The 25,598-nt window shown below is 70.4% G+C and carries 18 protein-coding genes; 2 read left to right on the top strand and 16 right to left on the bottom strand.

The window, feature by feature from the left end; translation table 11 throughout:
* Positions 1 to 10: 10 nt before the first annotated feature.
* The 6 genes from DDP54_RS11910 to DDP54_RS11885 all read right to left on the bottom strand — a co-directional run bounded on the left by DDP54_RS11910 (position 11) and on the right by DDP54_RS11885 (position 8,966).
* The gene (locus DDP54_RS11910) at positions 11 to 2,995 is read right to left on the bottom strand and encodes a VanW family protein (protein ID WP_109131915.1); all 2,985 of its coding nucleotides are present in this window, start codon (positions 2,993 to 2,995) and stop codon (positions 11 to 13) included.
* Between the two features lie 110 nt (positions 2,996 to 3,105).
* Entirely contained in the window at positions 3,106 to 3,576 is a 471-nt protein-coding gene (locus tag DDP54_RS11905; RefSeq protein ID WP_242448375.1) for a flavin reductase family protein, read from the bottom strand.
* Between the two features lie 71 nt (positions 3,577 to 3,647).
* Positions 3,648 to 4,043 (bottom strand): hypothetical protein, encoded by a 396-nt coding sequence (locus DDP54_RS11900; protein WP_146192424.1) that lies wholly within the window; start codon positions 4,041 to 4,043, stop codon positions 3,648 to 3,650.
* Between the two features lie 5 nt (positions 4,044 to 4,048).
* A complete protein-coding gene (locus DDP54_RS11895) occupies positions 4,049 to 5,059 on the bottom strand; it encodes a PIG-L family deacetylase (protein ID WP_109131912.1) in 1,011 nt (336 codons plus the stop codon).
* A gap of 7 nt (positions 5,060 to 5,066) precedes the next feature.
* On the bottom strand, positions 5,067 to 6,995 hold the full coding sequence (gene typA / locus DDP54_RS11890) for a translational GTPase TypA (RefSeq protein ID WP_109131911.1): 1,929 nt from the start codon (positions 6,993 to 6,995) through the stop codon (positions 5,067 to 5,069).
* 153 nt (positions 6,996 to 7,148) lie between these two features.
* Positions 7,149 to 8,966 carry an ABC transporter ATP-binding protein gene (locus DDP54_RS11885; RefSeq protein ID WP_109131910.1) on the bottom strand — a complete coding sequence of 606 codons (1,818 nt, stop codon included), beginning with the start codon at positions 8,964 to 8,966 and terminating at the stop codon, positions 7,149 to 7,151.
* 73 nt (positions 8,967 to 9,039) lie between these two features.
* On the opposite strand from DDP54_RS11885, the gene DDP54_RS11880 reads away from it, so the two are divergent.
* On the top strand, positions 9,040 to 9,642 hold the full coding sequence (locus DDP54_RS11880) for a PH domain-containing protein (protein WP_158274518.1): 603 nt from the start codon (positions 9,040 to 9,042) through the stop codon (positions 9,640 to 9,642).
* Positions 9,643 to 9,653: 11 nt separating this feature from the next.
* Here the strand turns inward: DDP54_RS11880 and DDP54_RS11875 are convergent, their stop codons facing one another.
* The 7 genes from DDP54_RS11875 to DDP54_RS11845 all read right to left on the bottom strand — a co-directional run bounded on the left by DDP54_RS11875 (position 9,654) and on the right by DDP54_RS11845 (position 20,340).
* Positions 9,654 to 10,784, bottom strand: a complete 1,131-nt coding sequence (locus DDP54_RS11875) for an ABC transporter permease (RefSeq protein ID WP_109131908.1) — start codon at positions 10,782 to 10,784, stop codon at positions 9,654 to 9,656.
* The gene (locus DDP54_RS11870) at positions 10,781 to 12,307 is read right to left on the bottom strand and encodes an ABC transporter permease (protein ID WP_109131907.1); all 1,527 of its coding nucleotides are present in this window, start codon (positions 12,305 to 12,307) and stop codon (positions 10,781 to 10,783) included. Before DDP54_RS11870 ends, DDP54_RS11875 begins: the two co-directional genes overlap by 4 nt.
* 244 nt (positions 12,308 to 12,551) lie before the next feature.
* Positions 12,552 to 14,417, bottom strand: a complete 1,866-nt coding sequence (locus DDP54_RS11865; RefSeq protein WP_242448374.1) for an ABC transporter family substrate-binding protein — start codon at positions 14,415 to 14,417, stop codon at positions 12,552 to 12,554.
* A 253-nt stretch (positions 14,418 to 14,670) separates the two neighbouring features.
* Positions 14,671 to 16,695: an ABC transporter ATP-binding protein gene (locus DDP54_RS11860; RefSeq protein ID WP_109131906.1), complete on the bottom strand. Its 2,025-nt coding sequence runs from the start codon at positions 16,693 to 16,695 to the stop codon at positions 14,671 to 14,673.
* Positions 16,692 to 17,636: an ABC transporter permease gene (locus DDP54_RS11855; RefSeq protein WP_197711385.1), complete on the bottom strand. Its 945-nt coding sequence runs from the start codon at positions 17,634 to 17,636 to the stop codon at positions 16,692 to 16,694. Before DDP54_RS11855 ends, DDP54_RS11860 begins: the two co-directional genes overlap by 4 nt.
* Positions 17,629 to 18,555 carry an ABC transporter permease gene (locus DDP54_RS11850; RefSeq protein ID WP_109131905.1) on the bottom strand — a complete coding sequence of 309 codons (927 nt, stop codon included), beginning with the start codon at positions 18,553 to 18,555 and terminating at the stop codon, positions 17,629 to 17,631. The genes DDP54_RS11855 and DDP54_RS11850 overlap by 8 nt, the downstream gene beginning before the upstream one ends.
* A 144-nt stretch (positions 18,556 to 18,699) precedes the next feature.
* Positions 18,700 to 20,340 (bottom strand): ABC transporter substrate-binding protein, encoded by a 1,641-nt coding sequence (locus DDP54_RS11845; protein WP_197711384.1) that lies wholly within the window; start codon positions 20,338 to 20,340, stop codon positions 18,700 to 18,702.
* Between the two features lie 440 nt (positions 20,341 to 20,780).
* Between DDP54_RS11845 and DDP54_RS11840 the strand changes: the two genes are divergently transcribed.
* Complete coding sequence (locus DDP54_RS11840; RefSeq protein ID WP_109131903.1) at positions 20,781 to 21,395, top strand: DinB family protein; 615 nt, start codon at positions 20,781 to 20,783, stop codon at positions 21,393 to 21,395.
* 102 nt (positions 21,396 to 21,497) lie between these two features.
* Here the strand turns inward: DDP54_RS11840 and DDP54_RS11835 are convergent, their stop codons facing one another.
* From DDP54_RS11835 to DDP54_RS11825, 3 genes are read right to left on the bottom strand one after another with little or no spacing between them, the layout of a single operon-like run.
* Positions 21,498 to 22,517, bottom strand: a complete 1,020-nt coding sequence (locus DDP54_RS11835) for a glycosyltransferase family 2 protein (protein ID WP_197711383.1) — start codon at positions 22,515 to 22,517, stop codon at positions 21,498 to 21,500.
* Complete coding sequence (locus DDP54_RS11830) at positions 22,514 to 23,143, bottom strand: hypothetical protein (RefSeq protein ID WP_109131902.1); 630 nt, start codon at positions 23,141 to 23,143, stop codon at positions 22,514 to 22,516. Before DDP54_RS11830 ends, DDP54_RS11835 begins: the two co-directional genes overlap by 4 nt.
* Positions 23,144 to 23,165: 22 nt before the next feature.
* The gene (locus tag DDP54_RS11825; RefSeq protein WP_109131901.1) at positions 23,166 to 25,565 is read right to left on the bottom strand and encodes a glycoside hydrolase family 3 C-terminal domain-containing protein; all 2,400 of its coding nucleotides are present in this window, start codon (positions 25,563 to 25,565) and stop codon (positions 23,166 to 23,168) included.
* Between the last annotated feature and the right edge of the window lie 33 nt (positions 25,566 to 25,598).

The raw sequence follows: 25,598 nt of genomic DNA, 5'->3' as shown, positions 1-25,598 counted from the left end.
GGGGCTCAGCTCACGGCGCGGGCGTCACCCCGTCCGTCGGAGCCGGCCCGCAGATGATCTTGTTCTGCGGCTTGTACGTCCACGTGAACGACTTGGTCTCCTTGACGGCGCCGTCCAGCGACAGGGTGCGCGTCGTCGTCACCTTGAACCCCGGGTTGCCGGCCGACGACGCGACGCAGGTCGGTGACTGCGAGTACACCGTCGTCGGCGTCTTGACGTTCGACCGCGCACTCGTCGACGTCTCGACCACCCAGTACTTGGTGCTCCAGATCCGCACGTGCACCTGGTTGTCCGCGACCCACGCCTGCACGAGCGCGCCGTACGGCGTGGTGTTCTTCCACTTCATGTCGAGCACGCCGGTGTAGATCGTCGCCTCACGCCCCTCGGGGTAGCGCGAGAACCACTCGGTGTGCGGACGGTGCTCGATGTCCTCGTACCCCGCGAGGTAGGCCGCGTTGAAGGTCGTGGTCGAGACCTGCGAGAGACCGCCGCCCATCCCCTGGACGTGCTCGCCGCCGACCAGCACCCCGGCATTGATGTAGCCGTTCTCGGCCGTGACCGGGCCGAGCGCCTCGGTGAGGCTGAAGGTCCCGTCGGGCAGCACGAGCGTCCCGTTGATGTTCGCCGCGCCGTTGGTGATGTTGGCGGTCCGCTTCGGCTCGGACGTGAGCGGCGTCGCGAACTCCGACACGATCTCCTTGACGCCGAGCGCCGTCAGCTTGTCGGTCGACTGCGCCGGGTCGGTCTGGACCAGCGCGACCGTCGCGGTCCGGTCGCTGGCGACGGCGGCCGCAGCGACGGCGTCAGCCAGCACCTGGGGGTCGAGCGTCGTGCCGGCCTGGCCCGGCACGATCACGGGTGCGTCGTTCTGGAACTCGAAGTGCGCGTCCGCGGCCGCCGTCAGCAGGTTGGTGGTCCGGCTCAGCACCTCGGTGACCAGCTTCGGGCCGTCGAGCTTGAGGGCCAGGGCGGAGTCCTCCGCCACGAAGCTCGCCACCGAGGCCAGCGCCTTGACGGGCAGGGACACGAGCTGACTGTCGACCTGCACCGCGACCGGGGCCGACGTGACGCGCGTCGCGACCTCCGTCATCGCCTTGTCGGTCTCCGCCTGCGTGATGTCCGGCTCGATCGCGACGGTCGCGAGCGTGAGCGGGCGTGCAGCCGTCAGCCACTGGGTGCGCAGGGTGTCCGCTGCAGCGGCGGCGTCGAGCTCCCAGCCGTCGACCGCCGCGGTCTCGTGCGGCGTCCCGTCGGCGAACACGATGGCTCCGTCGACCGGCGCCTGGCTCAGCGAACCACCGAGGGCCTCGACCGCAGACGTCAGCGCGGCGTCGTCGACGTGCGTGACCGGCTCCTGGATGCCGACCCCGAACAGCAGGTTCCACAGCCGCACCGGGTGCAGGTCGAACCCGACGAGTCGCGACACCGTCGCGGGTGCGTCGAGCGTCAGCCCGGCGCTCGCCGGGTCGACGGTGCCCGTGACGTCCCCCGCGGTGACCGCGATGGGCTCGGTCGTCACCGAGGTGAGCCCAGCCTGGAGCGCGGCGACCGCGGCGGCCTGGTCCAGCCCGCCGATGTCGACGCCGGCCACGGTGGCCCCACGCGGGACCTTCGACGCGACCGCGTAGCACGCACCGACGTAGACGGCTCCGAGCACGATCACGATCGACAGGATCCACAGCAGGACCCGCGGCCAACGACGTCGGCCCGAGTCCGCCGCGAACACGTCGAGCGGGGACGACGACTCCTCGGCGACCTGGGTGACGCGCCCCGGGAACGGACTGAAGTCGCCCGATGTCGTCGCGGACCCCACGGGCGCGGGCGCGGCCCGCTTCACCGCCGACACCGCCGGCCCGACGGGGGCCTGGGCGCTAACCGGGGGCTGCACCGGCCCCAGTGCCGGGGCCGGCGTGGCGCCGGGGGCGGCGACGGCTGGGGTGGCAGTGACGACCGGGCGGCCCGGGATGCCGGGGACGCGGACGACCTGCCCGGGGACCGGCGTGACGCTCTGCGCGGGTGGGGTGCTCTGCGCGGGCGGGGTGGCCACCGGCGGTGCCGTCGCGACCGGGGGTGCGGTGACCGCGGGGGGCGCCGTGACCGCCGCGGGTGTCACGGTCGCCGGCGGCGCGACGGCCTCGCGGGGTACGACGGGCACGACGGGCACTGGGACGATCGGGATCTCGGGTGGAGTCGTCGTCGGGACGTTGACGGCACCCGCAGCCGCGACGGCATCGAGCAGAGGGGTGCGCGTCGGGCCGGTCGTGCGCGGTGCGTCGGTCGGCGCCATGATCGTCGTCGCGGTGCCGTCCGCGACCGCGCGGTCGAACGGGGCAGGTGGCTGCGGCACGACCGGGCGCGCAGGCTCGGCCACGACGACGGGCTCCGCGTCAGCCGCAGGCTCCTGCGCCGCCTCGGGCTCGTGCTGAGGCGCTGCCTCGGCGACCTTCGCCGGAGCAGCGTCGGTCGAGGGCCTCGGCTCGTCGTCGATCGACGGCTCCGCCACGTCGGCCACGGTCTTCTGCTCGTCGGCCGCGGGCTCGCCCTCGAGCGACAGCTCCGGCTCGGCGTCGATCGACGCCTCCGGGTCCACGGGGGGCTCAGGATCGGCGGCGGGCGCGCCTTCCGCCGGGACCTCGGCCTCGATCGCGGCCTCGGCCGCCGGCCCGTCATCGTCTACTGCCACGGGCTGGTCCACCGGCTCGTCCACGTCTTCGTCCGTGGGCTCGGGCCCGTCCACGGGCTCGTCCTGCGGCTCGTCCACGGGCTCGGGCTCGTCCTGCGGTTCGTCCACGGGCTCAGGCTCGTCCCGCGGCTCGTCCACGGGCTCCTCCGTGGGCTCGGCCACGGTGTCCTGACCCGACGGCTCGTCCACGACGTCGGCGCCACCGGTCACGGCGCCGTCGGGCAGAGCCTCGGTCGCGTCCGGGACGGGCTCGCTGCCCGTCGTCGCGACGTCCTCGCGCGCATCGGCTCCGCGCTCGATGCTGCTGCCCATCGGTGTTCCCCCTGCTGCGTCGTGCCGTCGGCCTGTGCGGGCTCGATTCTATGGGCGGAAGCGCACCCACCAGGGCCGTGCCGCGCCATGTGGACCGTCGCGATCCCTGGTCAGACGACCGGGCGCATGCGACCCCGCAGGTGCACGATCCCGCCGGCGGTCGGGGCACCTTGCCGCGCCTCGAGCACGGTGCCGACGACGATGTCGTGGTCCCCCGCCCGATGGACGGCCGCGGTTCGGCACTCGAACCACGCCGAGGCGTCGTCCACCCAGGCTGCACCCGACCTCGGCGCGCGGGTGTGCGGCACCCGGACGAGCTGGCCGACCGCGGGGCGTCCGGGCGACGCGAGCCACGTCGCGACCGGCTCCGCGGTCTCGGCGAGCACGCTCACGGCCCACAGGTCGACGTCGTCGAGCGCCTCACGGAACCGCGCGTCCACATGGACGCAGAACAGCAGCATCGGAGGCTCGAGCGAGACGGACGTGACGGCGCTGGCCGTCATGGCGTAGTCGATCCCCCGCCAGTGCACCGCGACGACGACGACGCCGGCGGGCAGCCGAGCGATAGCTGCGCGGTACACGTCCGGATCGGCCGCGCGACCCGACCCGTCACCAGGACCCACCGCGCCAGCGGTCGAGTCGGGCGCGTCCGTCATGGCCTCGGCGACCGGGCCCGACGGGTGCGGACCATGGGCTCGTCGCTGAACCAGCGACGGGGTGCGAACGCTGCGACGCCCGTGACAAGTGCGGCCCCGATGATCCACACCCAGCCGATCGAGTCTCCGGCCGGCACGAGGACGTCGCCCCCCGGACCGCTCTGCGACAGCACCTGGACGAGCAGGAACAGGCCGCCCGCGTACGCGACGAGGGACACGTAGCCGGACCACGCGCGGACCGCGACACCCGCCGCGAGCACGAGGACCAGGGCGATCACGACGCCCCACGGCGAGATCGCACGGTGCGCGACGGTCCCCACCGTGCCGACCACGGCACCGAGGACGAGGGCGACGGCGGCGCGCACGAGGGCTCCGCCAGTGAAGGGCTGCACGGTGGTCAGGCTACCCGCCGCACCCCGGCCGGCCATGCGACACCGTCGCCGGTCGAGCCAGGTGCGAACAGGTACTCCTCGATGCCGAGCACGGGCGCGAGGACGTCGTTGCTGAGCGCGTAGGAGCCGACGACGGCGCCGAGCCCGCTGTGCGCATCGCCGACCGACGCCACGGTCGTCACGCCCTGGACCTGCGTCCCGTGGGCGCGCAGCGCCGCGGCGAGCCGCGCGAGGACCGGTCGGACGTCGACTGTGAGGTCGACGTCGCTGTCCGGGACCACGACCGACGGCACGGGCCCAGAGGGGTCCGGGAGTCCTGCGCGGAGCTCGCTCGCCGACAGCTGCAGGTCGGTGGCGAGCTCGCGGTACGCCGCGCGCAGCGACTCCTCCCCGCGGACGGCCCACAGCAGTGCGGCGACGGCGTGTGACGGCCCGACCTCGGTGCCCCAGTCGGCGTCGGCCGCCAGCGCGACGGCGCGTGCCGTCACCTCCTGCGCCCGGACGTGATCCGGGTGGCCATAGCCGCCGCCGGGCTCGTAGGTGACGACGACGGCCGGACGGCGGTCCCGCAGCACGCGGGCGAGCCGACCCGCGGCGTCGTCGAGCGGGACAGCGACGAACGCGCCGTCGGGCAGGTCGTCGCGGCGACCCGCCTGGGCGACGCCCGCCCACGCCATGCCGGAGTCCGTGAACCGCGCCGAGCTCGCAGCGGAAGGCGCTGCGGCGCGGCCGGTCACCGGGGCGACGGTGTCGAGGAAGAGGTGATCGGTGACGCCGAGCGCCTCGAGGGCCGCCGCCAGCTCGCGCTCGCGGTGGGCGGCCAGTGCAGGCCCGTCCCCCTCGAGGTGCGCGAGCGCCGAGCCGATGACCTCGCCGAGCTCACCGCGCGTGCACGTCACGACCGTCACGGGCAGGCCGGCGTCGGCCCACGTCGCGAGCAGCGCGCCCGTCGCGAGCGTCTCGTCGTCCGGGTGGGCGTGGACAGCCAGCAGCCCACCCGGCGACGAGCCAGTCATCGTGCGGTCAGGCCCGCTTGGTCCGCGCGAACACCCGTGCGCGCTCGGACTGGTCGAGGATGACCTTGCGGATGCGGACCACCGTGGGGGTGACCTCGACGCACTCGTCCTCGCGGGCGAACTCGAGGGACTCCTCGAGCGTGAGGTGGCGCGGCGGGGTGAGGTTCTCGAACGTGTCGCTGGAGGCAGCGCGCATGTTCGTGAGCTTCTTCTCCTTGGTGATGTTGACGTCCATGTCTTCGTTGCGCGAGTTCTCGCCGACGATCATGCCCTCGTAGACCTCCTGCGTGGGGTCGACGAAGAACGACCCACGCTCCTGCAGGTTGACCATCGCGAACGGCGTGACGGGGCCCGAGCGGTCGGCCACGAGCGACCCGTTGATGCGCGTCTCGATGGCGCCGACCCAGGGCTCGTAGCCCTCGGCGATCGAGGACGCGATCCCGGTGCCGCGCGTGTCGGTGAGGAAGCGGGTGCGGAACCCGATAAGTCCACGCGCCGGGACCATGAAGTCCATGCGGACCCAGCCGGTGCCATGGTTCGCCATCGTCACCATGCGGCCCTTGCGCTGCGCGAGCAGCTGCGTGACCGCGCCGAGGTACTCCTCGGGGACGTCGATCGTCATGCGCTCCATCGGCTCGTGCGTCTTGCCGTCGACCTTGCGCGTGACGACCTGCGGCTTGCCGACCGTGAGCTCGAAGCCCTCGCGGCGCATCTGCTCGACGAGGATCGCGAGCGCGAGCTCCCCGCGGCCCTGGACCTCCCAGGCGTCCGGACGCTCGGTCGGGAGCACCCGCAGCGAGACGTTGCCGACGAGCTCCTTGTCGAGGCGGTCCTTGACCTGGCGGGCCGTGACCTTGTGGCCCTTGCCACCCCGGCCGGCGAGCGGCGAGGTGTTGATGCCGATGGTCATCGAGATCGCCGGGTCGTCGACCTTGATGAGCGGCAGCGGCCGCGGGTCGTCGGGGTCGGTGAGGGTCTCGCCGATGGTGATGCCCTCGATGCCCGCGACGGCGACGATGTCACCGGGGCCGGCCGACTCGGTGGGGACCCGCTCGAGCGCCTTGGTCTCGAGCAGCTCGGTGATCTTGACGTTCTGCAGGGTGCCGTCGGCACGCGCCCACGCGACCGTCTGGCCCTTGCGGATCGTCCCGTTGAAGACGCGGAGCAGCGCGAGACGCCCGAGGAACGGCGAGGCGTCGAGGTTGGTGACGTGTGCCTGCAGCGGCGCGTCCGCGTCGTACGTCGGGGCCGGGATCTTGTCCAGGATCATCTGGAACAGCGGCTCGAGGTTGGGGCTGTCCGGCATCGTGCCGTCGGCGGGCTGCACGATCGACGCGCGGCCGGCCTTCGAGGCCGCGTACACGACCGGCACGTCCAGGATGGCGTCGAGGTCGAGGTCCGGGACGTCCTCGTGCAGGTCGCTCGCGAGACCGAGGAGGAGGTCCATCGACTCGGTGACGACCTCGCTGATGCGGGAGTCGGGCCGGTCGACCTTGTTGACCAGGAGGATGACCGGCAGCTTCGCCTCGAGCGCCTTGCGCAGCACGAAGCGCGTCTGCGGGAGCGGGCCCTCCGACGCGTCGACGAGCAGCACGACGCCGTCGACCATCGACAGGCCGCGCTCGACCTCGCCACCGAAGTCCGCGTGGCCCGGGGTGTCGATCACGTTGATCGTGATGCCCTCGGGGTGGCCGTGGGCCGCCGCCGCCGGTCCGGTGTAGTGGACCGCGGTGTTCTTCGCGAGGATCGTGATCCCCTTCTCGCGCTCGAGGTCGCCCGAGTCCATCGCGCGGACCTCGACGTGGGCGTGCTCCCCGAACGAACCCGACTGCCAGAGCATGGCGTCGACGAGGGTTGTCTTGCCGTGGTCGACGTGGGCCACGATCGCGACGTTGCGCAGGTCGGAGCGCACACTCTTGCCGGCAGGCACAGACATAGAAAACTCATCTCAGGGAGGTGGGGATCGCACCGCTTCATGAGGCGCGGAGTAGATTCTACGCGCCCGCGCCGCGGATCCGCTTCATTCGGCCTCAGCCGCCCCTCGACAGCGCCCGGCGGGCGCCGCTCGACCGCCTCCCGCGGGCGCCTCTCAGAGGCCCGTCGGCGGGATCCTCTCCTCGCCCAGGTGGTCGAGCTTGTCGGCCGCCTCGCGAGCACTCGCGGCCTGCTCGATCTCGTCCTGCTCGTGCTGCGCGGCGACGATGAGGGCGTCGCGTGCCTCGCGCCGACGCCGCTGCTCGGCGGGGTCCGGCACCGGCACGGCTGACAGGAGCCGCTGCGTGTAAGGGTGCTGCGGGTCGTTCACGATCTGCTCGGTGCGGCCGACCTCGACCAGCTTGCCCTGGTGCATGACGGCGATGCGGCTCGCGAGGATCTCCACGACGGCGAGGTCGTGGGAGATGAACAGGCACGCGAAGCCGTGCTCACGCTGCAGCTCCTGGAAGATGTCCAGCACCGTGGCCTGCACCGACACGTCGAGCGCGGACGTCGGCTCGTCGGCCACGAGCAGCTTCGGCTCGAGCGACAGGGCCCGCGCGATGCCGACCCGCTGGCGCTGACCGCCGGACAGCTCGTGCGGGTAGCGGTTGCGCATCGAGCGGGGCAGCTGCACCTGGTCGAGCAGCTGCTCGACGCGCTGGCTCAGCGCCTTGCCCTTGATGCCGTGGTGCAGGAACAGCGGCTCACCGATGGACTCGCCGATCGGCAGGCGCGGGTTCAGCGACGACCCGGGGTCCTGGAACACGATGCCGACCTGGCTGCGCAGCGGCGCGAGGTCCTTGCGCTTCGCGCCGACCATGTTCACGCCGGCGATCGTCAGCTCGCCGTGCGTCGTCGGCAGCAGTCCGACGACCGCGCGCCCGATCGTGGTCTTGCCCGAGCCTGACTCACCGACCAGTCCGACGACCTCGCCGTAGCCGATCGTCAGGTCGACGCCGTCGACCGCGCGGAAGGCCGGGGTACGCCCGCGGCCCGGGTACTCGATGACCATGCCGCGCGCCTCGAGGACCAGCGGGTGCGCCACGGCCGCCTCGGCGGGCCCGGGCGTCGGCTCGCTCGTCGTCGCGGCGAGGGGACGCGCCGTACCCAGGTGCGGCACGGCGTCGAGCAGCTTGCGCGTGTACGGGTGCTGCGGGTTCCCGAAGATCTCCTCCGACGTCCCGTGCTCGACGACGCGCCCGTCCTTCATGACCAGGATGGTGTCCGCCATGTCCGCGACGACGCCCATGTCGTGCGTGATGAGGATGATCCCCGAGTCGATGCGGTGACGCAGGTCCCGCATCAGCTTGAGGATCTCGGCCTGCACGGTGACGTCGAGCGCCGTCGTCGGCTCGTCGGCGATGAGCAGCCGCGGGTCGCACGCGAGCGCCTGGGCGATCATGGCGCGCTGACGCTGCCCGCCCGAGAGCTGGTGCGGGTAGGAGTCGAACCTGCGGGCGGGGTCGGGGATCTCGACCAGGGTGAGCAGCTCGACGGCCCGCGCCCGAGCCTCCTTCGGGGACAGCGTGAAATGGGTGCGCAGGGTCTCGACGATCTGGAAGCCGACCGTGTAGACCGGGTTCAGCGCGGTCATCGGCTCCTGGAAGATGACCGCGATCTCCTTGCCGCGGATCTGGCGAAGTCGGTGCGAGGGCATCCCGATGAGCTCGCGGCCGTCGATCTTCGCGCTGCCGCGGGCACGCCCGTTCGGCGGGAGCAGCCCGATGAGCGACATCGACGACTGCGTCTTGCCCGAGCCGGACTCGCCGACGATCGCCAGCACCTCGCCGGGTCGGACGTCGTAGTCGAGGTCGATGGCTGCGGGGTACCACTCGCCGTCCACGTAGAAGTCGACACCCAGGCCTCGGACGCTCAGCACGGGCTCGGCCTGCTGCGCGGGGACGGGGGCGTGCGCGGTGTCAGTGGCCACGGGAGATCAGGTCCTTCCTGGCGGCATGCGGCGCACCTGCGGACGCGTCGGGCATGTCTGGGAGCATGGGCGCATGGGTCCTGAGCGAGTCTTTGCCGCGACGTCGGGACGAGTGCTCAACGTCGTGGCGGCCGTGGCTGCGCTCGCGGCGCTGGTCGGGTCGGCCGCCTCGGGCGGCCTGGGCGAGCTGCTGCGGTACGGGGCGATCCCCGTGCTGGGGCTCGTCGTCGTGTGGGCGCTGTTCTGGTGCCCGCAGGTCGAGGTGTCCGACGGTGAGATCGTCCTGCGCAACGTCCTGCGCACGGTCCGCATACCCTGGCCGACGTTCCGCGGCGCCGACACCCGCCTGTCGCTCTCGATCGACACGACCGACGGCACGTTCACCGCCTGGGCTGCGCCGGCCCGCAGCGCCCTGGGGGCCCGCGCTGACGCGGCAACCCCTCGCGGTCCCCAGCTCGCCCCGCCGTGGCGAGGTCGCAACCAGGCCGACGGTCACACCGCCGACGTCGTCGCCCTCGAGATCGCGGCACGCCGGGAGAGCCTCGAGCGTGCCGGCCACCTGCGCCCCGGACCGCCGCCGACCGGTGTGCACGTCACGACGACGTGGCACCTGCGCACCATCGCGGTCGTGGCGGTGCTCGCCGTGCTCGCCGTAGCGGGAGCCGTGCTGGGCTGAACCGGTCACCGTCACGCCCCCGACCCGAGGCTCGTGCCGGACCCGGGGACGTCCGCCGGACGCGCCGTCGTCGTCGCCTGGCTCGCGGCCCGCGCGGCGAGGCTCTTCTCCATCTTGCGCTGCGACGGGATGCGCTTCTGGCGCGGGTCGAACGCGTCGCGCAGGCCGTCACCGATGAAGTTCACGCTGAGCGCGATGACGACGATGAGGAGGCCCGGCCACCAGAAGAGCCAGGGGCGCGTCGCGAACGCCTCCTGGTACTGGTTGATGAGCTGCCCGAGCGACACGTTGGGGTACCGGATGCCGAGGCCCACGAAGCTCAGTGCGGTCTCGAGCAGGATCGCCGAGCTCATGAGCAGCGTCTGGTTGACGATGATGACGCCGATCGAGTTCGGCAGCATGTGCTTGAAGATGATGCGCACGTCGCTGGCACCCGCGACCCGGGCCGCGTCGACGAACTCCCGCTCGCGCAACGACAGGAAGTCGCCACGCACGAGTCGCGCAAGGGTCGTCCACGAGGCGAGCCCGAGGAACACCGCCAGCAGGTAGGCGCCGCCCTGACCGCTCGCCAGGCTGCCGAGGACCGCGCCGAGGACGAGCACGGGGATCGTGATGACGAGGTCGGTGAACCGCATCAGCCAGCTGTCGAGGTGACCGCGGAAGTACCCGGCGACCGCACCGACCAGGATGCCGACCACCGTCGACACGAGGCCCACGATCACCATGACGGTCAGCGACGTCTGGGTCCCGCGCATGACCCGCGCGAACACGTCGCGGCCCGCCTCGTCCTGGCCGAACGGATGGTCGCCGATGGCGAACCCGACCCCTCCGAGCCACGTGGGCAGGTGCATCGTCGGCGCCCCGCCGGCGTTGACCAGCGAGCCCGTCGCATTCGGGGCGAACCTCCACCACCCCGTCCACGGGCCGATCCCGACCGAGGTGAACGCGAGCAGGACGACGAACGCGAGCGCGACCATGGCCGCGACGGCGGCACGGTGGCGGACGAAGCGGGAGCGGACGATCTGCCCCTGCGACAGGCCCTCGACCTGCTTGAGCTCGATCGAGGTCTCGAGGCCCCCGGTGACGTCGGGCTCGGGGCTCGGCGCGTCGCCGTGCGCGGCGGGGTTCGGTGGCGTGCTCATGCGTTCACCCGGATCCGTGGGTCGAGAGCGGCGTAGATGAGGTCGGCGACGATGTTGGCGAGGATCGCGAGCGTCGCGGTGATGACGAGGTACGCCATGATCGGCTCGATCTCCGCGTTGTGCAGCGACCTGATGAACAGCTGACCCATCCCCGGGCGGCCGAACACCTGCTCGGTGATGATCGCGCCGCCGAACAGCGCCACGATGTCGAGCGGCACGATCGTCGCGAGCGGGATCAACGAGTTGCGGAAGCCGTGACGCATCACGACGGTCCGCTCGGAGAGCCCCTTGGCTCGCGCAGTACGGATGTAGTCCTGGCCCATCACCTCAAGCATGCTGGCCCGCGCGTACCGCGTGTACCCGGCGAAGCTGATGAGCAGCAGGGAGATCGTCGGCAGGACGAGGTGGGTGTAGCCGTCGAGCGTCTGCACCCAGAAGTCACCGCCGAGGTTGGGCGTGGTGTCGCCGACCGTGGCGATGGGGCGGCCGCCGATCGCCTGCGAGCCGAAGAAGTCGGGCCAGACCCGCATGACGCGGTCGATGAAGATCATCGTCGCGACGATGACGGCGGTGATCGCCGCCGTGCGCGCGGACTGCGCCCAGTCGGGACCTCCCCACAGCCGCCCGACCGCGTAGCCCGAGAGGGCCGCGACGACGCCGAGGCCGAGGGTGAGGGGCCAGCCGAACGTCACGTACGCGAACAGGTACTGCAACGGGGTGTAGAGCGCGAGACCGAGCACCACGACGGACAGGGCGGAGTACAGCGCACGCCGATGGCGCAGCCCGGTCGACAGCGTCGTCACGCCGAGTGCGACGGCGACGCCCACGACGGCGATGAGCACGGGGCCGAGGTTCGGCGAGCTCCACCAGTCGCTCGACCAGAGGTAGAGCAGCACGGCGACCGTGGCGACGAGCGCCAGGACGAACGTGAGCAGCCTGCGCCGCCATGCCCCGCCCATCGCGAGCGACCAGATGAGTCCGAGGACCACCCCCGCGACGATCATCGACGACCAGGACTGGACGGGGTCGGCGAGGAAGGTGTTGAAGCCGATGGCCCCCCACTGCTTGAGGAGCACCGCGACCCAGAAGGCGGGCAGCGAGTAGAGCAGGAACGACACGAAGGTGATCAGGTAGTCGAACGCCGAGTACTGACGCAGCGCGCTGACGATGCCGACGGCGACCCCGAAGAGGATCGCGAGGACTGTGGCCGCTCCGACGAGCTGGAGCGTCGAGAGCATCGCGCCGCCGAGCTTGTCGTTGACCGCCTGGCCGCTGCGCCAGGCCGATCCGAGGTCACCCGTGACCGCGTTGCCGAGCCACTTGACGTAGCGCACGACGACGGGCGTGTCGAGGTCGAGGAGCTGTCGACGAGCTGCGATGAGCTGGGCCTTGTTGCGCGCCGTGCTCTCCTCGAGGTCCTGGAGGGGACGGATCGACACGCTGACGAGGATATACATCAGGAAGCTCGACGTCAGGAGCGTGGCGAGGCCCTGGAGCAGCCGTCGCCAGAGAAAGGTGAACATCGGGAGCGATACCTCGCAGTGACAGCGGAACCCACCGTGGCCGCGTCATCGTACGCGGCGCTCACCTCCGCGACCGGGGCTTGTGGCCATGGCGCGCGGGTGCCTCGTGGAGCGTGTGGGGTTCAGTGGCGGTGGACCGGGTCGCGGTCCGTGGACGACGACGCACGGAGGGCACCGGAACCGGGTGGTTCCGGTGCCCTCCGTGCGTGTCACACGCTGGTGGCGCCCAGCGCGCTGGAGCTGCTCAGCTGGTCGGCGTCGGGGTCGCCGATGCGGCGGTCGTCCCTGTCGTCTTCCACTCCCAGAAGTTCGCGAAGATCGTCGGGGAGATCGAGCTCGGCGAGACGCCGGTGACGTTCTTGTTCCAGGCCTGGATGGCGGGGAACTGGAAGATCGTCGTACCGAACGCGTCGGCCCACAGGACCTTCTCGACCGCGAGCTGGTAGTCGAACTGCTTCGCCGGGTCGGTCTCGGTCTGCAGACCGTCGAACTCGCTGTCGACCGCGGCGCTGGAGTACTTGCCGTAGTTGTTCAGCCCGCCCGTGCGGTAGTTCGCGTCCGACTCCGTCACCGCGGTGGACTGGGACTGCCAGCCGAACAGCGACGCGTCGTACTGGTCCTGGCCGGTCTGCAGCAGGGTGCCCCACTCGGCTGCCGGCTTGCTGGCGTCGACGAGCTCGAAGCCTGCCGCCTTGGCGGACTCCTGAATCAGCGCGAACTCCGTCTGACGGCGCGTGTTGTCGGCGTTGAAGGCGAACCGGACCTTGACGGGCGTGGTGACTCCCGCATCGGCCAGGAGCGCCTGGGCACCGGGGACGTCCGCGGCGTCGGAGTAGGCCGACGAGCCGTTCTCCTTGACCATCGTGTCGTAGTTGACCGAGCCGGGCAGCAGGATGAACGAGTTGCGGACCTTGGCGTCGGGGTTCAGCGGCTTGATGAGGTTGTCCACGATCTGCTGGCGCGGGATCGCCTTGAGGAACGCCTGGCGGACCTTGAGCGCCGTGGCGGCGTCGCCACCGTACGTCGCCGGGTCGAACGGACCACCGTTGGCGTGGACGAGGTCGACGTGCTCGTACGTGCCCTCGATGCCGAACGCCGTGTCGACGTTCTTCAGCGCCTCGATGGCGGTGCGGACGTCGGCCGTGGCCTGCGGGCCGATGATGTCGACCTCGCCGTTCTCGAGCGCCGTGACCTGGGCCATCGGGTCGTCGATGAAGCGCACGGTGACGCGCTCGACCGACGGCTTGTGCGCACCCTTGTACTTGGGGTTCGCCTCGAGCGTCAGGTACTGGTTCTCGGCGTAGTCCTTCAGCACGTACGCGCCGGTCGAGAGGTAGAGCTCGGGGTCGGCCGGGAGCTTGGTGAACTCGAAGCCCGAGTTCCAGAACTTCGACACCTTGCTCAGCGCGGCGGTGTCGTTGTCCTGGATCGCCGTGAGGATCGCAGCCTTGCCGGCAGCGGCGTCGGCGGCACCGAGCGCCTTCTCACCCACGACGTGCGCCGGGACGGCCGGGCCCTGGAAGTCGAGCTCCCAGTCGGCGTACTGCTTCGAGTAGACGAAGGTGATCGACCTGCCGTCGTCGGAGATCTTCGGCGTGTCGGTGATCAGAGCACGGCTCGGGTTGGTGCCGTCGAAGTAGACGCCGGCGTCGATCTCGTCCTGGTTCGTGATGGCACCGGTCTCCGGGTCCTCCTGAGCCACGACGTTGTTGAACACGTCCGACGTGGCGGCCCACTCGAGGAGCAGGTCGGTCGCGTCGACGGGGGTCCCGTCCGACCAGGTGGTGTCGGCGCCGACCGTGTACTTCACCGTGAGCGGGTCGTCGCTCGTCTTCTCGTACGTGCCGTAGGAGGTGTCGTGAACGAGCTTGAGGTCCTTGTCATAGGTCCAGAAGCCTCCGTCCATGAGCGACGTGATGACCGCGTTCTGGGTGGCGTTGCCGTTGGCCGAGCTCGTGTTGAGCTCGTTGAGCGGCGCCTCCCAGGCGATCGTGACAGCGCTGTTCTCCTGGATGCCCGAACTGGTCTTGGCCGGTCCGGAGCAGGCCGTGAGCACAAGCACGCCCGCTGCCAGAGCCGCTACCGCGGCGGCCGATCGCCTGATCTTCAATGTTCCTCCTGGAGAGTTGGCGCGCCTCGCGCGAGCTGCGCACACGGGACCGGAGGACGTGCCCCGCGATGGCTGCGGTCGGGCAGGAGCGCCATGGGATGACCTCACGCTAGTAAGGCAACTCTGGACAAATGTCGCGAGCCCGACACCGGCTCCCGATCGTTACGCGATCGAGACTGGACGGTAGCGTCCAGCATACGAGATGCGCAATTGCGTCACAGGCAGGAAACATCCGGGCCGCGCCCGGGGGTCGTCACACCCCGAAGATGTCGAGCTTCGCGCCAGGGATCGCCTCGAGCAGCTCACGCGTGTAGTCCTGCTGCGGGTGGTCGAACACCTCGTCCGTCGTCGCCTGCTCGACGATCTGCCCCGACTTCATGACGCAGACCTCGTCGGCGATCTGGCGCACGACAGCGAGGTCGTGCGTGATGAACAGGTAGCTCAGCCCGAGCTCGGCCTGCAGGTCGTTGAGCAGTGTGAGGATCTGCGCCTGCACCAGCACGTCGAGCGCCGAGACGGCCTCGTCGCAGACGATCACCTCAGGCTCGAGCGCCAGCGCACGCGCGACGGCGATGCGCTGCCGCTGACCGCCCGACAGCTCGTTCGGGTACCGCCGCAGGGTCGCCTGCGGCAGGGCGACCATGTCGAGGAGCTCACGGACCTTCTTCTCCCGGGAGACCTTGTTGCCGATGCGGTGCGTCCGCAGCGGCTCCTCGATGGTCCGGAAGATCGAGTACATGGGGTCGAGCGAGCCGTACGGGTTCTGGAAGATCGGCTGGACCCGGCGACGGAACGCGAACAGCTCCTTGCGACCGAGCGTGCTCATGTCGGTGCCGTCGAAGAACACCTTGCCCGACGTGGGGTCGAGCAGGTTCAGCACGATGTTCGCGACCGTGGACTTGCCCGAGCCGGACTCCCCCACGAGCGCGAGGGTCGTACCGGCCCGCAGCCGGAAGGACACGTCGTCGACGGCCTTGAAATCGGTGTGCGACCCCGGCCGCGCGCCGCGCAGCTGGAAGACCCGGGTGAGGTTCTCGACGCGCAGCACCTCGGCGCGCGCGGTGCTGACACCGTCGCCCCCGGTCTGGGCGAGCAGCTCGGTCGCCTCGACACCGGCGGCCTTGGCACTCTGGATGCGCCGCGACGCGAGCGACGGTGCGGACGCCACGAGACGCTGCGTGTACGGGTGCCGGGGGGCCGCGAGGATCTGCCGGGCGGGCCCGGACTCGACGACCTTGCCGCGGTACATCACGACGAGGTGCTCCGCGCGCTCGGCTGCGAGGCCGAGGTCGTGCGTGATGAACAGGACAGCCGTCCCGAGCTCCTCGGTGAGGCCCTGCAGGTGGTCGAGGATCCGGCGCTGCACGGTGACGTCGAGGGCCGACGTCGGCTCGTCGGCGATCAGCAGCTGCGGCCGGGCGGCGAGAGCGATCGCGATGAGCGCGCGCTGGCGCATGCCGCCGGAGAACTCGTGCGGGTACTGCGTGGCGCGCCGCTCGGCGTCCACGAGTCCCGCCTCGCTGAGCAGCCCCGCGACCCGGTCGGTCGCATCCGAGCCCTTGACGGTCGCGCGGACCTTCTCCGCGGCGTCGGGGAGCCCCGCTGCGCTGAGGATCGCGACGACCTGGCTGCGGGTCGTCGCGCCGACGACGAGCGCCTCCGAGGCCGCGTCGACCGCAGACTGCGCCTGGTCAGCCCCCCGCGCGCCGGTCAGGGCGGTGCGGAGCGCGGCGAGCAGCACCTTCTTCGCCTTGCGGCCCAGGTACAGGTCGTCGCCGTTACCGCCGACCTCGACCATCGCCTCGTCGGTGATGAGCGCCTCGGTGAGCGAGTTCCGCGTCGCCCGGCTGACGTCGACGTGGTTCGCCTTGAGGGCTTCCTTGACCTGGTAGCCGATCTTCCACACCGGGTTGAGGTTCGACATCGGGTCCTGCGGGACGAGGCCGATCTGCTGGCCGCGCAGCGCGACGATCTCGCGCTTGCTCGCCTTGGTCACCTCGGTGCCGTTGAACAGGATCGAGCCGCCGGTGACCTTCCCGGTGCCGGGCAGCAGGTCGATGATCGCGTGCGCGAGGGTCGACTTGCCCGAGCCCGACTCGCCGACGATCGCCACGGTCTGGCCGGGGTAGATCGTCAGGTCGGCGCCGCGGACGGCGCGCACGGTGCCGCCGGCGGTCTGGAAGGAGACCTCGAGGTCGCGCACGGCGAGCAGCGGCGCATCGCCGTGCCTGTGGTGCTGCGGGACGACAGAGGCCGGTGTGGTGAGGGAGTCCGTCATCGCGTCCGCGCCTTCGGGTCGAGGGCGTCGCGCACGGCGTCGCCCATCATGATGAAGCTGAGCACGGTCAGCGCGAGCGCCCCGGCCGGGTAGAACAGCACCGACGGCTGCGTGCGGATCGACGACTGCGCGTGCGAGATGTCCGCCCCCCACGACATGACGGTGCCCGGCAGCCCGATCCCGAGGAACGAGAGCGTGGCCTCAGCCACGATGAAGGTTCCGAGCGACACCGTCGCCGTGACGATGATCGGCGCGGCGGCGTTCGGCAGGACGTGCTGGACCAGGTTGCGGAGCCGGGATGCGCCGAGCGCGGTCGCCGCCGTGATGAAGTCGGCGTTCTTGACCGACATCACGGCGCCGCGCGTGATGCGCGCGATCTGCGGCCAGCCGAACACGCTCAGCACGAGGACCACGGTGACGACCGTGCGCTTCGTGCTGAAGACCTGCATGACGACGATGGCGGCCAGCACCAGCGGGATGGCGAAGAAGATGTCGGTGACCCGGGACAGCAGCGCGTCGAACCACTTGCCGTAGAACCCGGCCAGTGCCCCGACGATGCCGCCGAGCACGACCACCGCGATCGTGGTCAGGACGCCGACCGTCACCGACGCGCGAGCGCCGTAGATGACCCGCGAGTACACGTCGCACCCCTGGAAGTCGTACCCGAACGGGTGACCGCCCGTCGCCGGGCCGAGGCTGTGCTTCAGCTCGCAGAACGCCGGGTTCACGCTCGTGAACAACCGGGGGAAGGCCGCCACGACGACGACGAGCAGGATGAGCACGGCCGAGACCCAGAAGATCGGCCGCGTGCGCAGCGTCTGCCACGCGTCGTGCCACAGGCTCGCTGGGGGCGCGCTCTCGTCGACGCTGTCGACGGCGTCCAGCGCCACGTCGAGCTGCGCGAAGAAGTGGGCCTGATCGGTACGGGCGACGTCAGACATAGCGGATCCTCGGGTCAAGGACCGCATACAAGAGGTCCACGAGCAGGTTGGCGACGATGTAGACGATGACGAGCACCGTGACCAGGGACACGACCGTCGGCGCCTCCGACTGCTGGATCGCGCGGTACAGCGCCTGGCCGACGCCCGGCACGTTGAAGATGCCCTCGGTGATGATCGCGCCGCCCATCAGACCACCCAGGTCCGCACCGAGGAACGTCACCACCGGGATCAGCGAGTTGCGCAGCACGTGGACCGTGATGACCCGGCTGCGGGACAGCCCCTTCGCCGTCGCGGTCCGGACGAAGTCCGCGCTCATGTTCTCCGCGACCGACGTCCGGGTGAGTCTGAGCACGTAGGCGAAGGACACCGATCCCAGCACGATCGCGGGCATGAGCAGAGTCCGCAGCGACACGTTCCCGCCGACGGTCGTCGGCAGCCAGCCCAGCTTGACGCCGACGACGAACTGCATGACGAACCCGATCACGAAGACGGGGACGGCGATGACGGCGAGGCTGACCAGCAGGAAAGTCGCGTCGAAGATGCCGCCCTTGCGCAGACCGGCGATCAGGCCGACGACGATCCCGAAGAACGCCTCGAAGGCCAGCGCCAGAAACGCGAGCCTGATGGTCACCGGGTAGGCCGTGGCGATGAGGTCCCGGACCGGCCGACCGTTGAAGGCCGTGCCGAAGTCCCAGTGCAGCAGCCCCTTGAGGAAGAGCACGTACTGCGTCAGGAACGGCTGGTCCAGGTGGTAGTGCGCCCGGAGCTGCTCGACGACCGCAGGGTTCAGCCCGCGGTCCCCGCCGAGCGCGACGATCGGGTCGCCAGGCAGCGCGAAGACCATGAAATAGATGAGCAGCGTCGCCCCGAAGAAGACCGGGACCATCTGCAAGAGCCTGCGCCCGACGTACCAGGCCATCAGGTCTCCTCCTCGAATGGATAGGGGCGCGCCGACAAGGGGCGACGGCGGGCCACTTTAGTCTGAGCCGACGGCTGACGACGACTCGGGACATGAGAAGGGGTGGGGACCCGCGGGTCCCCACCCCGTCTCGTCACTGCAAGGTCAGCTCTTGTGGACCTGGTAGAGCAGCGGGACGCTGTTCCACCCGAACTCGACGTTGCTGACCGTCTCGGCGGAGCCGCCGGTCACGTTCGAGTACCACAGGGGGATGGCCGGGAGGTCCTGGAACAGGATCTCCTGGACCTGGTCGAAGACCTTGTTCGCGGCGTCGACCGAGCTGGCTGCCTGGCCCTGCTTCAGCAGGTCGTCAACCTTCGGGTTCGTGTAGTCGCCGTCGTTCGAGCCGGCGCCCGTACCGTAGAGCGGGCCGAGGAAGTTGTACAGCGACGGGTAGTCCGCCTGCCAACCGCTCCGGAACGCGCCCTTGATGGTGCGAGCAGTGACGTCGGCACGCAGGGCCTTGAACGTCGGGTAGCTCTGACCGGCCGCGTCGATGCCGAGGGTGTTCTTGATGCTGTTGGTCACCGCGTCGACCCAGGCCTGGTGGCCGCCGTCGGCGTTGTACCCGATCGTGAACGTGCCCGACCACGGCGCGATGGCGTCAGCCTCGGCCCAGAGCTTCTTGGCCTCGTCCGCGTTGTAGTCCAGCACCTCGGAGCCCTTGATGGTCTCCGACCAGCCCGCGATGACCGGGGACGTGAAGTCCTTGGCCGGCGTGCGGGTGCCCTGGAAGATCGCGTCGGTGACTTCCTGGCGGTTGATCGACATCGAGATCGCCTGGCGGCGGAGGTTGCCCTCGGCGCCGGTGAAGTGCTCGAGGTTCTGCGGGATCGTGAACGACTGGAAGATCGCAGCCGGCTGGTTGATCGCGCGGTCACCGAGGTCGGTCTTGTAGGTCGCGTAGGCGCTGTTCGGGACGCTGTCGAGCACGTCGAGCTGCCCGGAGAGCAGGTCCTGGTAGGCGGCCTCGACGGTCGTGTAGAACTTGATCGACACGCCACCGTTCTGCGCCTTGCGGTCACCCGTGTAGTCCGGGTTCGGGATCAGGTCGATGCTGACATTGTGGTTCCACGCCGTGTCCGACTCGACCTTGTACGGGCCGTTGCCGATCGGGTGCTCGCCGTACTGCGTGACCGACTCCGCGCTCACGAGCGCCTCGGCGGGCATCGGGTAGAACGCCGAGTAGCCGAGCCGCAGCGGGAAGTCCGCCTCGGGCTGCTTGAGCTTGACCGTGAAGGTCGTGTCGTCGACGACAACGAGGCCCGTGAGCTCCGTGTCGGCGTCGTAGCTGAAGCCCTCGATGCCCTCGAAGAAGTAGCTGGACAGCTGGGCGTTGCTGAGCTTCGCCCCGTAGTTCCAGGCGTCCACGAAGTTCTTCGCCGTGACAGGCTCACCGTTCGTGAACTTCTGGCCCGACTTGATCTTGATGGTGTAGTTCTGCGAGTCGGTCGTCTCGATCGACTCGGCGGCGTCGTTGTGAGGGGCGCCCTTGGCGTCGTAGTACACGAGACCTGCGAAGATCAGGTCCTCGATCTTGCCGCCGCCGACCTCGTTGGTGTTGGTCGGGATGAGCGGGTTCTGCGGCTCGCTGCCCCAGGCGCTCACGATGCCGGTGCTCGACGCGGCCTCGGTCGTCGCCGCGGTGCTGGGAGATGCCGTGGTGCCGCCGCCGCTGCAGGCCGCGAGCGCCAGTGCGCCGACTGCGAGGCCGGCCACGAGGCCACCAATTCGCCTGATCTTCAATGTTCCTCCTGGGAATTCGGAACGCACCGGGCAGTGGATCGTCGGCCGAGCGTCCGGCCGACGTCCGAGCGAGCACCGATGTGCGCCATAGGTTGGTTTCAACGTTAGCGAGCACGTACCGGACATTCGATGGAAGTCCGGCACCGGCCTCGGATCGTTACATGATCGATACTGGACAGTAGCGTCCAGTATACGAGACGTCCATCTGGGAAACCTGCCGGAAACATGCGGTGACCTGCATGCGCGCCCCTCATATCACGATGACCTGGTCTTGACTGACGGTCATCGGGATCCAAGACTCGTACGGTCGTCCCCGGGCCACGCTGTGCATCCCACTCGCCGCAACCGACGAGCACAACGCGGTGGGCAAGGCGGAGCGAGGACTTGCGGCGTGCGCGTGCGGAGAGCGGTCGTGGGCGGTCGATGAGAGGTTGTCTTCCATGCCCCCACCTGAACCGAAGGCCGAGCTCCACCGGTACCTGCAGGCTGCGCGCGAGGCGCTGCTGTGGAAGCTCGACGGCCTGCCTGAGTACGACGTCCGCCGCCCGCTCACCCCGACCGGCACCAACCTGCTCGGACTCGTCAAGCACGTGGCGAGCGTCGAGCTCGGGTACTTCGGCGAGACGTTCGGGCGCCCGTCCGACGAACCCCTCCCCTGGTTCGCGGCCGACGCCGAGCCGAACGCCGACATGTGGGCGACGGCAGAGCAGTCACGGGCCGACGTGGTCGCCCTCTATCACCGCGTCTGGGTGCACTCCGACGCCACGATCGCTGCGCTGGACCTCGAGGCCGTGGGACACGTGCCCTGGTGGCCGGCCGAGCGGAACGAGGTGACGCTGCACCGAATGCTCGTTCACATGGTCGCCGAGACCAACAGGCATGCGGGGCACGCCGACATCGTGCGCGAGCTCATCGACGGCAAGGTCGGGCTTCGTGCGGACAACGACAACCTTCCGCCGGTCGACGAGGCGTGGTGGGCCGACTACCGCGACCGGCTCGAGCGCGCTGCTCACCAGGCCACCCAGAGCGCTCCGGCGCCTGGTCCGCAGGAATGACCGCCCGCCACCGGATGCGCGTTCGTGCGATGTCCGGTCGGTGATGCCACTCGAGGTTGATGCAGAGAGCACCACTGGACGACGCGCGCGAGGCGCGAGGCGTCAGCTGAAGCCGATGGCGCGCTGCGCGACCCGGTACGCCAGCACGGACACCCGACGTCCCGCCGGGCCGGGCAGGTTGGAGACCTGGCCGAGCGCGGTCCAGCGGACCTTGCTGTAGAGCCAGGGGTCCTGGCGCCGCAGCTCGGACCAGAGGCGGTCCTTCTCGGCCAGCGACGACCGGGTGCCCGCACGGATCAGCAGGATGGAGGACACCGCGCACGTGATCTCCAGGTAGTGCAGCAGGTACCCGCGCAGGCGTCGGTCGTCGACCCTGTTGCGCGATACGTGCTCGAGCATCAGCCAGTTCACGCGCAGCTGCTGGTCCAGGCGCCGCAGCATGACGGCCTCCTGCACCGACTGGTCCGCCCGCCCGATGAAGTACCGGTAGAGGTCGACGTCCAGGTAGTACAGCGTGTGCACGTGGGCCAGCGGTACCAGGGCGTAGAGGTTGTCGACGTAGAACGTGTGCTCCGGCAGCCGCAGGCCGGCCCGCCGCAGGACGTCGGTCCGGTACGTCAGGGCGTGCATCATCAGGTACTGCCGCTTGGCGAAGTGCCGGGTCTGGGACCAGGTGAGCACCCGGTCCCGCGGCAGCGCCCCGGTGTACCGGACGACGGTCTTGTTCTTCTTGCCGACCTTCTCGTAGACGAAGTTCGACACGAGCATGTCGACCTCGCGGCCGCCCGCCGCGAATCCGCGCAGCGCGTCGAGCACCTGGGTGAACGCGTCGGCGTCCAGCCAGTCGTCCGCGTCCACGACCTTGAGGTACTCGCCGCGGGCGTGGTCCAGGCCGGTGTTGATCGCCGACCCGTGCCCGCCGTTCGGCTTGCTCAGCAGCCGCACGAGCTCGGGCGACCGGTCGACGTACTCCTGGGCGAGGGCGGCCGTGCCGTCGGTGGAACCGTCATCCACCACGAGGATCTCGACGTCGTCACCGAACCCGACGATCGAGTCCAGGGCGCGCGCCAGGTACGCCTCGGCGTTGTAGGCAGGGACGACGACCGACAGCACGGGGTTCACGAGGCGCGGACCTCCGCGGTCGCAGGGGCGACCGACTCCTCGGGGGTGGACGTGAAGATGACCTTGAAGATCGGGAAGAACACCCAGAACGAGATGGCCGAGGTGATGATCATCGTGACGAAGTCCGCGAGCGTCTCACCGGTGCCGCCCAGACCCCAGGTGTCGATGAACAGGTCGTAGATCGGCGTCTTGTACAGACCCTGCGCCGCCGCGGCGGCCAGGGTGATGAGGACGTAGGCGATCGCGTACCAGGTGGCGGCCTTCGCGACCGAGGAGTTCGACTTGAACGTGATGTTCCGTTGGGCGAAGAAGTTGATCACCTGCGCGATCAGCAAGGTGATCTGCACGGCCAGGAAGTATGCCAGCCCGCCGCCGCCGGCCGGCAGGGCGCCCGCGGCGTAGTCGAACACCCAGTAGGCGGACCCGTCACGGTTCGAGCCGATCTGCCAGAGCTGGAACGTGGTGTCCACCAGCGCGGTCTTGCCGAAGCCCCACTTGATCAGTGGCATGAGTGCCAGCTGGAGCACGGTGATGCCGTTGCTCAGCACGAAGAACACGGTGAACTGAGCGACGCCGGGGCGCTTCTCGGCGAATCGACTCCAGGCGTCGCGGAGGCGGGTGAACATGCGAGTCTCTCTCTTCCGGGGGTCAGACGTCGCTGCGCAGGGCGCGGACGGTGGCGCGGTTGGCGCGCCGGTTGCGGACGAAGGCACGGATCGTGGCGCCCGCGCCGGCGAGGAACCGTCCGTTGACGATGCTCACGACGCCGTCGACCATCTCGGCCGACACCATGCCGTTCGTCATCTTCCCGATGGCGCGCGGCGGCATGTTCAGCAGGAACATGATGTTCAGGTCGGGCTTGCCCTTGCGCTCGGCCACGTCGCGGCGCCACGCCAGCACGCGGTAGGCCACGCGGGCCAGCGGGGACCGCGCGTCGGCCATCCGGTCCAGGGCGTCGTTCACGCCGAGCGGACCGGACCACGAGGACACGGGCAGCGGCCGGCCCAGGAGGGCGACGAAGTCGGTGTCCGGCACGTCGTGCACGTCGCCGGTGCGGTATCGCTCCGGCACGTCGTCGACCCGTGCGGGCACGGTGCCGACCACGTCGAGGCTGACCGACACGGGCAGGTCGTCGACGTGGGCGCCCGCCAGCACCAGCCACGCGCCCTGCTCGACCTGCCACGCCCCGGATGCGGTGTCCCAGTGCCGGAACGCCGCCTCACCCAGCGGCACCGCCACGGTGGCCGACTTCCCCGGCGCCAGCGATACCCGGGCGAACCCGGCGAGCGTGCGCACCGGGCGGTGGACCCCGGGCGAGACCCGGTGCACGTACAGCTGCACGACGTCCGCACCCGCCACGGCCCCGGTGTTCGTCACGGTGACCGTCGCCTCGTCGGCCGTCGCGGACAGGTCGGAGTACGCGAACGTCGTGTACGACAGCCCGAACCCGAACGGGAACGCCACCGGCACCTGCGCGGTCGTGTAGTACCGGTACCCGACGTACAGGCCCTCGCGGTACTCCGCCGTCCGCCCGGTCGCCGGGAACTTCCCGGCGGTCGGGGTGTCCGCGAGCACGACCGGCACCGTCTCGGCCAGCCGGCCCGAGGGGTTCACGACCCCGGTCAGCACGTCCAGGAGCCCGCCGGCACCGGCCTGACCGGACAGATAGCCGTGCACCAGCGCCTGCGCCGAGCCCAACCACGGCGTCTCGATCACACCGCCGCCGGCCAGGACCACCACCGTGCGCGAGTTCACCGCGGCGACGGCCTCGAGGACCTCGACCTGCGCCGCGTCCAACGACAGCGTCGACCTGTCCAGACCCTCGGACTCCGCGATCTCGTCCAGCCCGAGGAAGAGCAGCACCACGTCCGCCCTGCGTGCGGCCTCGACGGCCTCGGCGCGCAGCGCGGCATCCGGGGTCCCGTTGCGGCGGAACCCCGGCACGAAGGTCGTCATCGTGAGGCCGGACTCCCCCACCATGTCGAGCACCGAGTCCAGCCGGGTCGGGTTCACCGCGGACGAGCCGGCGCCCTGGTAGCGCGGCGTGCGGGCGAAGTCCCCGATCACGGCGACCCGCGTCCCTGGCGCCAGCGGCAGGAGCGCGCCGGAGTTCTTGAGCAGCACCGCCGAGCGCGCGGCGACCTCGCGGGCCAGCGCATGGTGCTCGACGGCGTCCACCGCGGGTGCCGTCCCGGGCTCCCGTGACTCCACGACCAGCCGCACCATCTCCTGCACGCGGGCGTCGACGTCGGCCTCAGCGAGGCGTCCGGACTGCACCGCGGCGACGATCTGCCGCGCGGAGCCCAGTCCCGCGGCAGGCATCTCCAGGTTCGATCCGGCGCGCACGCCCTCGACCAGGTCGTTCGACCCGCCCCAGTCGGTCACGACCGCCCCGCCGAAGCCCCACTCGTCGCGCAGGACGTCGGTGAGGAGGAAGCGGCTCTCGTTCGCGTACACCCCGTTCACCAGGTTGTACGCCGACATGATCGCGCGCGGGTGGGCCTCGGTGACCACGATGCCGAACGCCGTCAGGTAGATCTCACGCAGCGTGCGCTCGTCCACGACCGAGTCCGAGACCATGCGGCGCAGCTCCTGGGAGTTGGCCGCGAAGTGCTTGGGGCACGCCGCCACGCCGTGCGACTGGATGCCGCGCACGTACCCGGCGGCCATCGTCCCGGCCAGCAGCGGGTCCTCGGAGAAGTACTCGAAGCCGCGTCCGCCGAGCGGCGAACGCTTGACGTTCAGGCCCGGCCCGAGCAGCACGTCCACGCCCTGCGCGGCCGCCTCGGCACCGAGGGCCATGCCGACGGTCTCGGCCAGCTCGACGTCCCAGCTGTTCGCGACGGCAGCGGCCGTCGGGAAGCACGTCGCCGGCTCCGAGCCGTTGAGCCCCAGGTGGTCGGCGGAGCCCACCTGCTTGCGCACCCCGTGGGGTCCGTCCGCGAGCCACAGCGACCGCAGCCCGTGGCGCGGCAGGTCGTGGGTCTCCCACACCGACTTGCCGGTCAGCAGGGCGGCCTTCTCCAGCAGTGACAGGTTCTCGATCATGACGTCCTCGACGATCGTGCGCGGCGGCCAACA

This window comes from Cellulomonas sp. WB94 (genome assembly GCF_003115775.1).
GTDB lineage: Bacteria > Actinomycetota > Actinomycetes > Actinomycetales > Cellulomonadaceae > Cellulomonas_A.
Note: the sequence above shows the minus strand (reverse complement) of the source record. Positions and strands in the feature narration are given on the sequence as shown.